Annotated in this window: 13 protein-coding genes and 2 tRNA genes; 11 read left to right on the forward strand and 4 right to left on the reverse strand. The window is 38.6% G+C overall.

Translation table 11 applies throughout. The features are described 5' to 3' along the window. Nucleotides 1–38: 38 nt before the first annotated feature. The gene (locus tag NXS00_RS02565; protein ID WP_258097549.1) at nucleotides 39–911 is read left to right on the forward strand and encodes a cation diffusion facilitator family transporter; all 873 of its coding nucleotides are present in this window, start codon (nucleotides 39–41) and stop codon (nucleotides 909–911) included. Here NXS00_RS02565 and NXS00_RS02570 read toward each other — a convergent pair. Beyond that, on the reverse strand, nucleotides 908–1,456 hold the full coding sequence (locus tag NXS00_RS02570) for a lysophospholipid acyltransferase family protein (protein ID WP_258097550.1): 549 nt from the start codon (nucleotides 1,454–1,456) through the stop codon (nucleotides 908–910). The two genes, NXS00_RS02565 and NXS00_RS02570, sit on opposite strands and share 4 nt — an antisense overlap. A gap of 273 nt (nucleotides 1,457–1,729) precedes the next feature. Beyond that, the gene (locus NXS00_RS02575; protein WP_258097551.1) at nucleotides 1,730–2,674 is read right to left on the reverse strand and encodes an acetyl-CoA carboxylase carboxyltransferase subunit alpha; all 945 of its coding nucleotides are present in this window, start codon (nucleotides 2,672–2,674) and stop codon (nucleotides 1,730–1,732) included. Between the two features lie 249 nt (nucleotides 2,675–2,923). Between NXS00_RS02575 and NXS00_RS02580 the strand changes: the two genes are divergently transcribed. The 10 genes from NXS00_RS02580 (at nucleotide 2,924) to NXS00_RS02625 (ending at nucleotide 11,481) form a co-directional block, all read left to right on the forward strand. Then, nucleotides 2,924–2,997: transfer RNA gene (locus NXS00_RS02580), tRNA-Asp, on the forward strand. Nucleotides 2,998–3,180: 183 nt separating this feature from the next. Next, a tRNA-Asp gene (locus NXS00_RS02585) sits at nucleotides 3,181–3,254 on the forward strand. Between the two features lie 537 nt (nucleotides 3,255–3,791). Further along, nucleotides 3,792–4,709 (forward strand): M28 family peptidase, encoded by a 918-nt coding sequence (locus NXS00_RS02590; RefSeq protein ID WP_258097552.1) that lies wholly within the window; start codon nucleotides 3,792–3,794, stop codon nucleotides 4,707–4,709. 145 nt (nucleotides 4,710–4,854) lie between these two features. Next, nucleotides 4,855–6,435: a hypothetical protein gene (locus tag NXS00_RS02595; RefSeq protein ID WP_258097553.1), complete on the forward strand. Its 1,581-nt coding sequence runs from the start codon at nucleotides 4,855–4,857 to the stop codon at nucleotides 6,433–6,435. A gap of 342 nt (nucleotides 6,436–6,777) precedes the next feature. Continuing rightward, complete coding sequence (locus tag NXS00_RS02600) at nucleotides 6,778–7,959, forward strand: DUF262 domain-containing protein (RefSeq protein WP_258097554.1); 1,182 nt, start codon at nucleotides 6,778–6,780, stop codon at nucleotides 7,957–7,959. Further along, nucleotides 7,959–8,498 (forward strand): HEPN domain-containing protein, encoded by a 540-nt coding sequence (locus NXS00_RS02605; protein WP_258097555.1) that lies wholly within the window; start codon nucleotides 7,959–7,961, stop codon nucleotides 8,496–8,498. The genes NXS00_RS02600 and NXS00_RS02605 overlap by 1 nt, the downstream gene beginning before the upstream one ends. Before the next feature lie 148 nt (nucleotides 8,499–8,646). Beyond that, entirely contained in the window at nucleotides 8,647–9,135 is a 489-nt protein-coding gene (locus tag NXS00_RS02610; RefSeq protein WP_258097556.1) for a hypothetical protein, read from the forward strand. 165 nt (nucleotides 9,136–9,300) lie between these two features. Next, on the forward strand, nucleotides 9,301–9,921 hold the full coding sequence (locus NXS00_RS02615) for a hypothetical protein (protein WP_258097557.1): 621 nt from the start codon (nucleotides 9,301–9,303) through the stop codon (nucleotides 9,919–9,921). Between the two features lie 111 nt (nucleotides 9,922–10,032). Next, nucleotides 10,033–10,764, forward strand: coding sequence for a hypothetical protein (locus NXS00_RS02620; RefSeq protein ID WP_258097558.1), 732 nt, complete (start codon nucleotides 10,033–10,035; stop codon nucleotides 10,762–10,764). 66 nt (nucleotides 10,765–10,830) lie between these two features. After that, the gene (locus NXS00_RS02625) at nucleotides 10,831–11,481 is read left to right on the forward strand and encodes an HD domain-containing protein (protein ID WP_258097559.1); all 651 of its coding nucleotides are present in this window, start codon (nucleotides 10,831–10,833) and stop codon (nucleotides 11,479–11,481) included. 85 nt (nucleotides 11,482–11,566) lie between these two features. Here the strand turns inward: NXS00_RS02625 and NXS00_RS02630 are convergent, their stop codons facing one another. Both NXS00_RS02630 and NXS00_RS02635 read right to left on the reverse strand, forming a co-directional pair. Beyond that, nucleotides 11,567–13,456: an OmpA family protein gene (locus tag NXS00_RS02630; RefSeq protein ID WP_258097560.1), complete on the reverse strand. Its 1,890-nt coding sequence runs from the start codon at nucleotides 13,454–13,456 to the stop codon at nucleotides 11,567–11,569. A gap of 61 nt (nucleotides 13,457–13,517) precedes the next feature. Continuing rightward, complete coding sequence (locus tag NXS00_RS02635; protein WP_258097561.1) at nucleotides 13,518–14,423, reverse strand: PorP/SprF family type IX secretion system membrane protein; 906 nt, start codon at nucleotides 14,421–14,423, stop codon at nucleotides 13,518–13,520. Nucleotides 14,424–14,550: the final 127 nt, after the last annotated feature.

Here is a 14,550-nt window from a genome sequence, read left to right on the forward strand (position 1 = left end):
CCCTGACCTAATCGTCAGGGTTTTTTGTTTGACTTGAGATGAGCAACAACACAGCCCTTGGTGCTTCCATTTTTGGATTGGTAGGCAACATCGCCCTGGCTATACTTAAAGGGCTCGCTGGATTCTTTGGAAACTCTCATGCGCTTATAGCCGATGCTATAGAATCCACATCTGACGTCTTCTCTTCCATCATCGTTTTACTAGGTCTTCGATACGCACAAAAGCCGCCAGACGAAAACCATCCTTATGGACATGGCAGAATAGAACCACTAATCACTTTCGTAGTTGTTGGTTTTCTAATCGTATCAGCAACCTTAATTGCTTACCAGAGCATTCTCAACATTCAAACTCCTCACGAGCTACCAGAAACATGGACGCTTTATATTCTAGCTGCAATCATTGTTTGGAAAGAAGCTTCTTATCAGATCGTCAAGTCAAAAGCGAAGAAGGTCAAAAGCACGACCTTAGAAGCAGATGCCTGGCATCACCGTAGTGACGCCATCACTTCTGTAGCGGCATTTATTGGGATCTCGATAGCAGTGTTTATGGGCGATGGATACGCTGCCGCTGATGATTGGGCAGCATTGTTTGCTGCGTTCTTTATCCTGTACAATTGCTATGTCATTTTAAGACCCGCTCTTGGAGAAATCATGGACGAGCACGTACATGATCATTTGGTAGAACAGATCCGAACTATTGCAGACACTGTAGAAGGAATAGAAGGCACTGAGAAATGTTTCATTAGAAAATCTGGAATGACTTATCACATTGACTTACACGCTTTTGTAGATGGTCACAAATCCGTAAGAGAAGGACATGATCTTGCTCACAAACTGCAAGACACCATCCGGGAACAATTTCCAGAGGCTGGACAGGTTTTGATTCACATCGAACCAGCCCCTTCTACTTAAACAACGCCAAGTTCTGGGTACTTTCCAGGAATAGTTCGATAGTAAGCTTTGATTTCTTCTATGTCCTTTTCCAAATCACCTGTTGGATACATAGGCTCATTGTATATGACCTGCTTTTTCGAATAATCGAACGCCACCATCACGATCGGTATGTTGGCTTTGTGTGCTATTCGATAAAACCCGGTTTTCCAATTGGGATTGTAGGAACGAGTACCTTCCGGGGTAATAGTGATCACAAACTCTTCTTTCGAGTTGTAGAGGTCGACTACCTGATCCACCATATTGGTTCGCTTGGAGCGATCTACGGGGTGCCCTCCTACCATTCTCATAAACCATCCCACCACTGGAATCTTGAACAATGAATCTTTGGCTAAATAATCGCTTCGTAAACCTGAAATGCTTCGTGCAGCCACTCCAATGAAAAAGTCCCAGTTGCTCGTATGTGGAGCTACAATCAAGATATACTTCTTAACCTCTGTTGGTCTTCTCCCAACCACGTTCCATCCGGCTATCCAGAAGCAAAACTTAAAGAATGCTTTCATCATTGTTTTGTGAGTTAGTTGATTCACTAAAAAGCAAGGTTACTGTCATCTTGATTGTCAAATGAAACAGAATTATAGGGGACTTGTTCATTCTACAGCAAACCACTCCTTCTTAATGAGCATCAAAATTAATCGAATGATTGTCTTTTTACTACAATCACCAGTTATAAGTACTCCCGGCAAAGTGCATTCGAGTTTACACTAAAAAAAACAGCAATCTCGAATTGAAATTGCTGTTTTAAAATCTCCATACGGAGACAACTATTTTATAAATACCTATTGATAAGCTCCCATAGAGGAGAACTTCTCAATTCTGTTATCGATTCTCTTTTCAGCAGATTGCTTATTCAAGGCTTTCAAGTGCTTCACTAGCTCCTTTTTCAATTCAGCTGAACTTGCCTGCATATCCGTATGCGCGCCACCAAGTGGTTCTTTAATGATACCGTCGATCAGCTTGTTTTCAAGCATGTCTTTAGCGGTCAACTTAAGTGCCTCAGCAGCTTGCTCTTTATAATCCCAGCTTCTCCAAAGGATCGATGAACAAGACTCTGGAGAGATTACAGAATACCAGGTATTCTCCATCATCAACACTTTGTCTGCAATCGCGATACCTAATGCACCACCTGAAGCTCCTTCACCAATGATCACACTGACTACCGGCACTTTAAGCATCATCATCTCTTTCAAGTTGCGAGCAATCGCTTCACCCTGTCCTCTTTCTTCAGCCTCAAGACCTGGGAAAGCACCTGGAGTGTCAATCAACGTAATGATCGGTCGGTTAAACTTCTCCGCAAGCTTCATCAAACGAAGGGCCTTGCGGTAACCTTCTGGATTAGCCATACCGAAGTTTCTCTCCTGACGTTGCTTGGTATTTCTACCCTTTTGCTGGCCAATGATCATGACAGGAATGCCGTCAATCTCAGCAAAACCGCCAACCATGGCTTTATCATCTTTTACTGTCCTGTCGCCGTGAAGCTCCACAAACTCATCAGACATTTCGTAGATATAATCAAGAGTATACGGTCTTTCCGGATGTCTGGAAAGCTGCACTCTTTGCCACCTGGTCAGATTTTCAAAAGTATCTTTCTTAAGTTTCAATATTTTGTTTTCCAACTTAGTGATCGCATCAGATACGTCTACTTCACTTTGTTGAGCAAGCTCTTTCATGTCTGACAGCTTACTTTCTAACTCTATGATTGGTTTTTCGAATTCTAAATGCATCCGCTCTTTATTTGATCTTGCAAATGTATGTAAGAAATACTCTTTCGGCGCATTTTTAATCAATTGAAAAAACTTCTTGAAAATATTTATTGGGAGATGTTGGTTTTTAAAATCGAAGCACCTAGTTTTGCCTCGCAATTGAGAAAAACAGGGACACAAAAGAGTGTTTAACTGCTCAAAAACAACAAACGGTGTGGTATTCTTCCGATAGCTATCGGAAGGTTAGAATGCCGAAAAAAGGAAAATATTGGTGTGGTAGTTCAGCTGGTTAGAATGCCTGCCTGTCACGCAGGAGGTCGCGGGTTCGAGTCCCGTCCATACCGCTAAAAGTCTTGGAAAAACCAAGGCTTTTTTTTTCTAAGACGAGGAATAAACCTCTTTAAAAAATTCGCTATGGTTCAGTGTAGTTCTCTCGATCAATATCGAAAAACTAGAAAACCAAAATTGGTGTGGTAGTTCTTCCGATAGCTATCGGAAGGTTAGAATGCCGAAAAAAAGAAAATATTGGTGTGGTAGTTCAGCTGGTTAGAATGCCTGCCTGTCACGCAGGAGGTCGCGGGTTCGAGTCCCGTCCATACCGCAAAGAGGGTTATAGTCTTAATTGATTGTAACCCTCTTTTGTTTTACAATCCTCTATCCTATCCATTAACCGCAGAGAAAATGGGAGATCAGAAAAGAAGATTGCCTTTGGTTCATTTTAGATTTTTGTGATGCTCAAATACCATGAGGATCTTACTCTGGAAGGGCAAAAAATAATAAACGGGTACGAGCCATGACGTTTCAGTCATGGTGATGACATCATGAATGGCAAAGCCGTCATGATCGTCACGCATCCCGTCCATACCGCAAACCCTGATAGAGTTATCTTTGTCAGGGTTTTTTATTTCCCTCTAACTTACCAACCGCAGAGAATCAAAGAAAACAGAGAAAAAGGACCCCTCAGGATCACATTACAATTTCTGAATACAAACAATTCCATCATGTGATTAATAGATGCCCATTCCATCAAACATCAAACACCCAAAACCTACACCTAGCCACCATTATATAATACCCTTCACCAAGCCTACAGCATCAACTCTATATCATTCCATCAATTTTCTACGTTATAAGCAACGTGAGAATACTTCAAATCGGGTTTACATTTCTTAGCATACTCTTTAGCAACATCTCTTTAGCCAATGAATCTGACACCACCATCATCAGGCAACATCTAACAGCTATTACGAAGACCGATGGATTCAGAAATTACCGCAACCTCCAGCTGCTTAATCAAACTGCAGACTACATACAATCTGTTTTTAGCCAATTTTCTGAGCATGTGAGCATTCAAGAATACGAAGTTGGATCAACGACATATAAAAATGTGATCGCTTCATTCGGAATGGAGCATAAGAAACGCATTATTGTCGGAGCACACTATGACGTCTGTGGCAATCAGCAAGGAGCGGATGACAATGCGAGTGGTGTGGTTGGCCTATTGGAACTAGCTCGATTATTGGTTGACAAAGAGCTTTCTTACGGTGTTGACTTAGTAGCTTATACACTGGAAGAACCTCCTTATTTCCGCACCGAGTTTATGGTTAGTTATATTCATGCCAAATCACTGGTAGATGAAGGTGCCGATGTATTGGGAATGATCTCTGTAGAGATGATTGGCTATTTCAAAGAGGAAAAGAATACTCAATCCTACCCTCTGGGAATTCTCTCAGCCATTTATGGAAGTAGAGGTAATTATATCACCCTGGTTAAGAAATTTGGGGCTGGCAAGTTTGTTAGGCAGTTCAGCAGAAAATTTAAATCAACCAAAGCAATCAGAACGAAGATGTTTGCCGGGCCCAAGCGATTAACAGGTATTGACTTTTCTGATCATCTCAACTACTGGAAGTTTGGGTTTAAGGCAATGATGATTACCGATACGTCTTTTTACCGCAATGCCAATTATCATGCACCAACCGACACCATGGAAACATTAGATATTGGTAAGATGTCCCAGGTAATTGATGGACTGTGTGAAGCCTTACTCACAATGTGAAGATGTTAGACATTGGATTGAAAACACTAAAGTTCAAACTGTTCAACTAACAACTCACCTCCAACACCCAATGTCCAACATCTAACACCTGACCGTTTGTAGTTTAACCTCTTTACCACATATTTGCCTCACACCTAACCGAAATATGATGCTTCACTCCCCTGCAAGTCTGTTGACGATTCTATTTATCACCTTATTCTCCTGGAGTTTATCTGGACAGTCACCAGACATTCAGCCAGATCAAATTCAATTCGTACGACAGGGAGTTAAACGACTCATTTTTGATCAGGAGCAGCAGATCACACTATCCAGTTTAGACCCTGCAACTATTATTGGAATGCCTTCCATGTTTCCGACACATCATTATTCGGAGCAACAGGCGAAAATACAGACCCAAAACAATCATTTGACTGTCCAATCAGCGAAACCATCGGAAACGTCCATTTGGGTTGGTGGATTTAATCCATTTGCTTCCTACGAACTAGACCTGGCATCCATCAATGGATCAGGAGCAATCGGTTATGAGTTTACTAGAGCTGATCAAAGCTTACGATTCATTGTATCTGTGACGTATGCTGATGGGCTAATTACCGAAGTAACCAACCACATCAAACGATCTTCTGAAGCTGAATCTACCGTCGTTTCAACGAAGAACATCAACCAACAATCACTCAAAGGTCGATTGATTATTCAATTGCTTGGAAGCGGTTATACGGTTTACATCCAAAATAACAACTTACCTATTCCTATTGGACAATTCGACTTTGCCGAGAAGATAGACCTCAGACAGAAAAAACTGATCAATTCACTGCAGTCTAGAGTCTATCTCAAGATCAATCAAGGACAAGTTGTCATCAACAAAGCAGAAATCGCACTTAACACCGGCCTGGGTCAGGCAGACATCCGAGCGATTACCTATGAAGATGGATCTCCATATCTGGATGCGGGACGACTTTGGTACACCATGAGTATCCGCGGACGTGCTTTGCCACATCATGTGCAAGGCGTGTTCAGCATGAACCCTTCAGTCTTTGATCTGCGACTGGAAGGAGTAATCGTTTTTGACCGTGGAGATGGACTCCTGCGAAATGAAATAGCCTCTCACCTCTTCTATGACCGGAAAGAGCAAATCTGGAGAGGTCTAACGACAGGATTTAGTGCTTATGCTATCAAAGAAGAGAAAAAACAACTGTTAGCCATCGAAAGTGAGCGCGATCCGAGATTCGGATTTTCCATAATGAAGTCTGAACCATTTGGTATTGTTGGCGATATAGAAGACCCACATCTCCTGTTCGATAAAAAGGACAACAAATGGCGAATACTCACCTGTGTGAACCAGGGCGGATACAAAGCGGTGGTCTTGGAGTCTAATTACTGGAATCGAGATTTCCAGCAAGTCTATGGACCAGTAGCGCACAACTCTACCGGAACTTCCATCCAAAAGATTGGCAGTGAGTACTATTGTTTCTCTGGAAGCAGTGAACGGGAGATCTTTATTTACACGTATCCCGATCTCAAGGATGCTGGCACCTTACAAATGGACTTACCACCGTGGGATGAAAATGCTGGCACAAGAGTCTGGCCCAATGTCGTTCAACTACCAGAAGGCTATCCGTATCCTTTTGTCGCATTGATGATGGACCGATACAACTATCCTGGTGTAGAAGGCCCCAACTGGACCTATGGTGCTTTGTACTTGTATCACGGAGCTGTTAGTGAGGATTAACATCTAGAATCTAACACCTATCATCACACACCCAACATCTAGCATCCAACACCCAACATCCAGCAAAAGTCCTATTCCATCTCCAAATCATCTTACCTACTTTAGGGTATTTTCTTCACAGATATAGGTTTGACTTGATCGCTAACAAGGAAGGTATTATTTTCAAGAAATGTATGCTTGTTACATCCGATTTTAGACCATTGTAAACGGATAAAATCGACTAAACAACTGGCACCATGCAAATAGCTAGTTTATTATTAAACATCTTTACAATTGGATAGCGCGCATTGTTAACGTCACATTCTAGTCGGGCGTATTAATAAACGACAAAACACTATAACAATGGAAGAAAACTTAGACCAAGAGTTTGAATGGTACGAAGGAAACGATGACGACACTGATGAAAGTCAAGATATTAGTTTTACCGAATATGACATTTCAGCTGCGCCGAATGACTTCAATATTAAAACACTATTTGATTTTATTGATTCGGGGATTGTCAAAATCCCTGGCTTCCAAAGAAATTATGTTTGGGACATTAAGAGGGCCTCAAAGCTTATTGAATCAATAATAATAGGCATTCCAATTCCACAAATCTTTCTGTATGAAGAAGGAAAGAATAAGTTCATTGTTATAGATGGTCAACAGCGTTATATGACTATCTATTATTTTGTGAAGAAGCGTTTTCCGAAAAAAGAAAAACGCTTAGAACTTAGAACCATATTTGATGAAAATAAAGGGATTCCAGATGAAATTCTTTTTAACAATGAATATTTCACTGATTTCAACTTAAAACTATCAACAGCTCAACCAAATCAAGTAAATAAGTTTGCTAACCTTAACTATGCGACTCTTGATGACGATGACCAAACTACATTTGACTTAAGGACTATTAGAAATATTATTATAAAGCAAAACACACCTGACGATGGTCATTCTGTTGTTTTTGAAGTATTCAATAGGCTGAATTCAGGAGGAGTAAATCTTAAGCCTCAGGAAATACGGACGAGTCTTTTCCATTCAGATTTTTACGATATGCTTTATCGTATTAACCTACTTCCCGAATGGAGGGATGTCACTCCTTCTACAACACCGAATCTTCACATGAGAGATGTTGAGATTTTATTGAGAGGTTTTGCAATGCTCATAGGATCTGATTCCTACAAGCCTTCGATGACAAAATTTTTAAATCAATTTTCATTTAAAGCCAAATCATTTCCAACTGAGAATATTGAATACTTAGAATCTTTATTCAAAGCCTTTCTTAACAAAATACCTGAAGATGATAAAAGGTTATTCTTCAGCAAGACTGGTAGATTTAACCTATCTGTTTATGAATCAATATTTGTTGCATGTTGTAAAGAGGCATTTGGTCAAAAGAATTTAGTAGTCAGAGAAATTGACTCATCGAAAGTTCAAGAGCTCAAAGAAAATCCTGAATTTATTGACGCAACACAATCTGATACGGCCAGTGAAAAAAATGTAAAACTTCGATTAACCAAAGCATCAGAAATATTACATTAATGGGTGCTGTAGAATCAATAAAGGAGGAATACAAAGGGATTGTAGATTTCTTGGCTGAACAAAAACAACCTTCCTTGCAAAGTGATGTGAATAAATATTTCACTAAAATTCTTGTTTTATCAGCTGCAAGTTATTTCGAACATCAAATCCAAGAAATCTTAATTGAATTTGTTTCAACAACTTCAAATAAGGACTCGAGGGTAACAAACTTTCTAAAAAAGAAAGCCATCAGCCAGCAATATCATACTTTTTTCAATTGGGGTGAAAAAAATAATCCTGAAAAACCAGGTAAGAATGCTAATAGTTTCTTCTCTCTTTTTGGCCAAGAGTTTAAAAAGGACCTAAATGAAGAAATAAATAACAATGTAGAATTAGACGAGTCCATAAAAGCATTTTTAGAAATTGGACATTTAAGAAACCTGCTAGTACACAGCAATTTTGCGGCCTATTCTCTTGACTTTAAAACCTCTGACGAAATATTTACACTATATGATAAAGCAAGTACTTTTATAAGGTTTATTGAAGAAAAGTTAAAGTAACTACGCCCAATATTGGGTATAAAACATAGGGCGGACAGTGGTATGCGTAAGTTTTAATCTCTTTGCACGTTCGGTTTCAGGTGGACTGTTCAGTGCTTCGAAATCTCTACGTGTAACACCCAAGCCGATATACACAACAGGAATAATAATGGATAGAGAATTATTAACAGATTCGATAAAAAAGCTCTTTGGTAAATGGAGAGTTGTTAGCTGGCATATCCAGCATTCTTTTTATCAGCCAGGTCAGGATGTTTTCAACCATATTGGAGATTGGAAACCGTTGGAAGTAGAAAAGGTGAATAAATGCCCAAGCAACATTATATACTCTGGAATAGGAGAAGAAACTATTAAATCAGTTAACCTTTCTGAAATTGTATTTGAATTCTCAGATAACCTCAAAACAGATTATTATGATTTTCACTTCCTTTTAAAAAACGATATTTTGAATTCTGCCGCTTGGGAAATTTCTCAAGAACCCAAATATTGTGACTTTAGCATTGCAATGGAAGAAGTTTACAACTATGCAAGATGTAAAATTGAAGCAATTGATAGTAATGAACTAACGATAATTGAAAGATTAGATAATGATGTCGCAGATACCTATCTCCAAAAAATAAAACTCGAAAGAATTCAGTAAGGCAAAAGTATAATTGCTCTTATGAAGTCGGTTTTTTTATAAAATATAAAAAGAAGGTGCATAACAAGGTTTATAACATAGAGGGCATTCGGTAGTTTATGAAAGCTCTTCGGCTATCTGAAACACCGCCTAATACCAAGTGTTAACACTCACCCATCAATTTCTATGAGAAACACCATTCTCTTTCTACTTTCCCTGATTACCCTTCACTGTTTCGGGCAATCTCAGCCAGAAATGAATGTAATCTATGGTGAGCATCACATATTTACCATTTCAACTCCATCAGGTTGGGTAAATGACAAAGAAGCAGCTTCTTCCATTGGTCTTATTTCATTCTTTTACAATAAAGAAGATCAGAACAAGAACCCTAAAAGTTATATGTATGCTATGGGTTATGATAAGGACAATGAGACTGAAAGTTTGGAAGCTTTTATGAGTGGTGATATAGCCAACTTTAAAAAGAAGTACCCAAATCTGACCTATGAACAATTTGAAACCGGAAAATCAGGTGCAATTATCAATGCTCAAATGCTCTCCTACTCCAATTTAGGGGATCGTTATAAAGAAGAGGTGCTTTATCTAGAAACTGAACTCTCCATTCTAGTCTTTGTTTTTGCCACTTTTTCTGAAGAAGATTACCAAATCTACCTACCCGTATTTGATCAACTCATTGCTTCATTTAATTATCTAGGAAATGACCCTAAGCCCTTTCCTAGAGTGGCAAAAGCAACAAAGCGAGAATTAAAGGTATTTGTGCTATCTTCAATCGAATCCTTCATAATTTGAATTAACTAATCAATGGGACTTTTTCTAAGAGATAAGAAACATCATCATTTCATTGAACTCTATAAAATAGTAGATCTGGAAGCTGCCTCGACATTTGACACTCAAAGTCTGGTGATCCAAGCTGTAGAATTAATTGAAAGGCTTTCAGGCATTAAAGCAACCGACTTCAGTCTAAACTATACAAGCAAGAGTTATAAAACGATCAAAGGATTCGTCTCTAGATATCAGAAATATAAAGATGTGGTGTATTGTGATGTAGGTTTTAATTCAAATGAGACAAATACATTTTTTAGCATTAGTAATTCATTACTTAACTATCTCAAAAATGCCAAAAGACCCGAAAAAGACGTTATTCAGATGCGTTTTCAAATTAATGATGAATTAGTAAACGAAGATGAAATTCAAACTATATCGGAAGAACTGATTAAGAAATTTGACTTTCAATATGGGTACATTCATAAATTTCCAACAAGTAAATTTTGCGGTGAAAGAAAGGTTAAGAGAGGGCTTTTTTCAACTACAACAACCTTTGACAAAACAGACCAAGTTTGGAGAAATCATGAAATCGGAATCCTACATGGTTACTTAAAAAAACTTTACTCAATCAATTATTTGAATGAAAGTCAGGTAAATAATCAGGTTATTTCTCAGTTCCTTAAATCTCACGGAGGTTGTACTCAAATAAGTGAAGAAATCTCTAAATGGTCTCTCAGTAATCATGACTTCCAGGTGGTTAGTAACTTACCTGAACTGAAAGATTCAATGATAGTCACTGATGATCTTAGCTTCTTAAACAATCCAGAGGCTAAACAATTTAAAGCCAAAATGACTGTTTCCGACTAATCATCTGAGCAGTCTAAATAGTAAGAATTAACTTCGAAAATCAAACTAATAACTCCCAATCACCTCATGACCCACGAGCAAATTATACAAGCAACTATTACTTATGTCCAAACCGAACTAGCAGAAGCTGAAGGTGGTCATGACTGGTGGCACATCGAGCGGGTATGGAAATCGTCGAAGGTAATCGCTAAGTCAGAAAAAGTCAATTTATTGATCGTAGAGTTGGGTGCACTGCTGCATGACATTGCAGATTCTAAATTTTACGATGGAGATGAAACCATCGGACCTAAGAAAGCGGCAGCGTTTATGGAGTCACTCAATCTGGAGCCTTCCATCATCGAGCATGTAGTGAATATCATTCAGCACATTTCCTTCAAAGGAGGTAATCAGACTCAAGCATTCAAATCTCCAGAGCTGGATGTGGTACAGGATGCCGATCGTTTGGATGCCATAGGCGCTATAGGCATTGCCAGAACGTTCAACTATGGCGGGTTTAAAAACCGAGAGTTGTATAATCCGGCCATCCCTCCCAACCTGAACATGACCAAAGAGGAATACAAAAAAAGCACGGCACCAACCATCAACCATTTCTACGAAAAACTCTTGCTACTCAAGGATCGAATGAACACCGAAACTGGGAAAGCACTGGCTCAAAGACGTCATGACTTTATGGAAACCTTTCTGGAGGAGTTTTACCTGGAGTGGGATGGCAAATAAAATAAGCCCTGACATGTCGCCAAGGCTTATTGGTAAAATATTTTCAATGTAAAATAAAGCTGATTGTATCTGAATTAACTCCTATTTAGTTATCCGCTAAAATCTCTGTAGATATAATAGAAAACTCTGTTCGTCTATTCTTAAAGTATTCCATCTCTGTGCATTCTACCCCATCCACACATTTGTTTACAGGCTTAGTTTCTCCGTAACCTTTAGGATAAATTCTACTTGGATCAATGCCGTTTGAGACAATGTATTTCACTGCTGATTCAGCTCTTCGTTGTGATAAATCTAAATTATAATCTGACTTCCCACGACTATCAGTATGCGAACTCAATTCAATAGAGATTGTCGGGTTATTCTTCAAAATCCAAACCAATTTATCTAATTCAATTGCAGCTTCTAATGTTATATCAGCCTTATCTAGTTCATAGTACACATTTTCTAGAACGATTGGTTTAGATGTTTCCATTTTCATCATTCTTACATCCACGAATAAGGTATCATTATCTGGAACCTTCGCAAATTCAAAAGATAGCTTATTGGCAAAGTACTCTTTGTGAAAAGCGTCGACTGAATAAATTGGACCAAGGGCAGATTGAAAGAAGCACATTCCTCCTAAGTTTGTCTGGGCAATAGGTGTATTAGTATTTTCTAACGACACAACAACTGTTGCATTGGGAATAGGTTCTTCAGTGCTATCATCAATTACTCTAACAGCTATGATATATTCCGGGACATGTTTCTCATAGAAAAATCGGTAAATATCATCGCCTCCTTGGCCTCCCTCTCTATTACTGGAAAAAAATCCGGAAAACTCTCTTCTAATCAAGCCAAAATCATCTCGTGAAGAATTAATTGGTTGCCCTAGATTCTCAATTTCCCAGTTTTCATCGTTAAGGTTTATTTTATAAATATCTAATCCACCTAAACCTACATGACCTTTGGAAGCGAAATAAAGAACTGTATCCTGATACAAATACGGAAACAATTCGTCTTCTGGAGTATTTACTAAACCCCCAAGATTTTCCGGTTCACTCCACTTGCCATTACGCCAATAAGTCACAAAAATATCAGCCTCGCCTACAGATCCCTCCATATCAGACGCAAAATACATCGTCATACCATCGGAAGATATGGTCGGATGACCTACAGAATAATTATCATGATTGAACCATAGTTCCTTAGGTTCAGTCCATCCCTTGTCTTGCTTATCCCTTACCGACTGGTAAAGCTTTAGCTTATTCACTCCATCGTTACTTGTTTTTTTCTTTCCATTAGTAAAATTATTTCTAGTAAAAACGATCAATGAGTCATTCTTTCCAAAAGCCAAAGGACCCTCGTGATAAGGTGAATTTATCGTATTACTAAACGGATAAGTTTTAGCGTAATGTCCAGTATCTGTAGCTGCATAATAGAGGTCTAAAAAATAGGTGTCGTTCCATTGGTATTTCTTTTGACGAGAACCCGGACGCTCTCGATTAGAGCTAAACACAATACCACCCCTGTAGTATGATGGAGAAAAATCGTCATGATTGGAGTTAGACCAATGATTTTGAATCTCATATGAATTCGTATCGATTTTAATATTGGCGATTCTCGCAATGTGCGTACTATCTAGCCCCTCTTCTATTTGATTGGCAATTTCAGTTGCCTTATCATATTCTTTATTAGAAATTAACGTTTGGAAATACCTCTTTTTCTCCTCCTGGTTCATTACCCCATATTTCTCCACTCTCCTGTAGTAGAGCATTGCATCATGATATCTATTCATCATGTAGAAACAGTTACCTATTTGGAGACTTGGATAAGCCAAAGCTTCGCGATCCACAGCATCATGATAGGATAATGCCTTTCTATAATTTTCAATCGCACTAACAAATGACAGAGCCTTATAGTAATGGTCTGCTCTTTTGATTGCGTTCCGATACTTTTTTGATTCATTACCAGAAGTAGCAAATGAATCAAGACTCATGATAAGTAGTATAAAATATATAAGAGTATTAAAGTTTTTCATAATTCGTAGTGTCATGTGATTAAAAGAATCGAGGTGTTAACATCACTTGAGGATTGATATTAACCACATAGTTCAGCATTAATTCGTGTGACGTACTGTGCAAATCAGTATGATTCAAATCGAAGGAATATCCCACCTGAAGTTGTGGACCAACCTGAAGGGCCAATAACAACGCATTACTCTCCTTCCATCTATGGTTTATACCAACCCAAATCACGTTTTTAAGTAGAACATTAAAGTTAAGGTCAAGCTGAGCAGGCGCATTGTTTACATCCTTGTATAAAACATTGGGTTTAACAATTATTCCGTTTTTGAAATCTATGACATAGCCAGCTGTTGCATAATAATGCTGTACCAATCTCCCTACAGCTAATTCCTGTGACCCAAACTTGGTTTTCATCATCTGAGGAACCGAAAAACCTACATAAAAACGATCTGAGTGCAATAAAAAACCACTACCAGCATTAAATTTCATTGAATTATCATTGATTAATACCGGGTCATTTGGATCATCTGCGGCACCAGATCTATACTCCTGATTGATCTGATGTAGGTTTGCCTGAATCCCAAGTGAAAGCCTGATTTTAGGCGTTATTTTGATCCTGTAAGCATAGCTGAAATAGGCAGAATGTTCTTTTTTAACTCCTATTGCATCTCTGTAGAAGAGAGCTCCTAAGGAAATTTGCTTGAACTTTAAAGGAGAGTGTACACTAACTAATTGTGTGGTTGGCGCTCCTTCAATTCCAACCCACTGATGTCGAGTCAAAGCACTCATACTAATGGCGTCATGAACACCTGCATATGCCGGATTCAATGCTAGACCATTATACATATATTGAGTAATCATGAACTCCTGCTGGCTGTAAACAGATATATTGATTACGATTAAAAAACCAGCAATTAGAACGGCGCGAATATTTTTCATAACTATCTGATTATCTGAATTAAAAATGAAAATAATTGACTTTTTTATGGCAATTTTTCTGTGAATGACCGGTATGCTTCGTTTTTTGGTCTTATGAAGCACCCGGTCTTCACATTGTCGCCGAACT

Source organism: Marinoscillum pacificum (assembly GCF_024714495.1).
Taxonomy (GTDB): Bacteria; Bacteroidota; Bacteroidia; order Cytophagales; family Cyclobacteriaceae; genus Marinoscillum; species Marinoscillum pacificum.

Coding starts and splice junctions, on each gene's coding strand:
- NXS00_RS02565 (WP_258097549.1), top strand. CDS start 39: ATGAGCAACAACACAGCCCTTGGTGCTTCCATTTTTGGATTGGTAGGC.
- NXS00_RS02570 (WP_258097550.1), bottom strand. CDS start 1,456: ATGATGAAAGCATTCTTTAAGTTTTGCTTCTGGATAGCCGGATGGAAC.
- NXS00_RS02575 (WP_258097551.1), bottom strand. CDS start 2,674: ATGCATTTAGAATTCGAAAAACCAATCATAGAGTTAGAAAGTAAGCTG.
- NXS00_RS02595 (WP_258097553.1), top strand. CDS start 4,855: ATGATGCTTCACTCCCCTGCAAGTCTGTTGACGATTCTATTTATCACC.
- NXS00_RS02600 (WP_258097554.1), top strand. CDS start 6,778: ATGGAAGAAAACTTAGACCAAGAGTTTGAATGGTACGAAGGAAACGAT.
- NXS00_RS02605 (WP_258097555.1), top strand. CDS start 7,959: ATGGGTGCTGTAGAATCAATAAAGGAGGAATACAAAGGGATTGTAGAT.
- NXS00_RS02610 (WP_258097556.1), top strand. CDS start 8,647: ATGGATAGAGAATTATTAACAGATTCGATAAAAAAGCTCTTTGGTAAA.
- NXS00_RS02615 (WP_258097557.1), top strand. CDS start 9,301: ATGAGAAACACCATTCTCTTTCTACTTTCCCTGATTACCCTTCACTGT.
- NXS00_RS02625 (WP_258097559.1), top strand. CDS start 10,831: ATGACCCACGAGCAAATTATACAAGCAACTATTACTTATGTCCAAACC.
- NXS00_RS02630 (WP_258097560.1), bottom strand. CDS start 13,456: ATGAGTCTTGATTCATTTGCTACTTCTGGTAATGAATCAAAAAAGTAT.
- NXS00_RS02635 (WP_258097561.1), bottom strand. CDS start 14,423: ATGAAAAATATTCGCGCCGTTCTAATTGCTGGTTTTTTAATCGTAATC.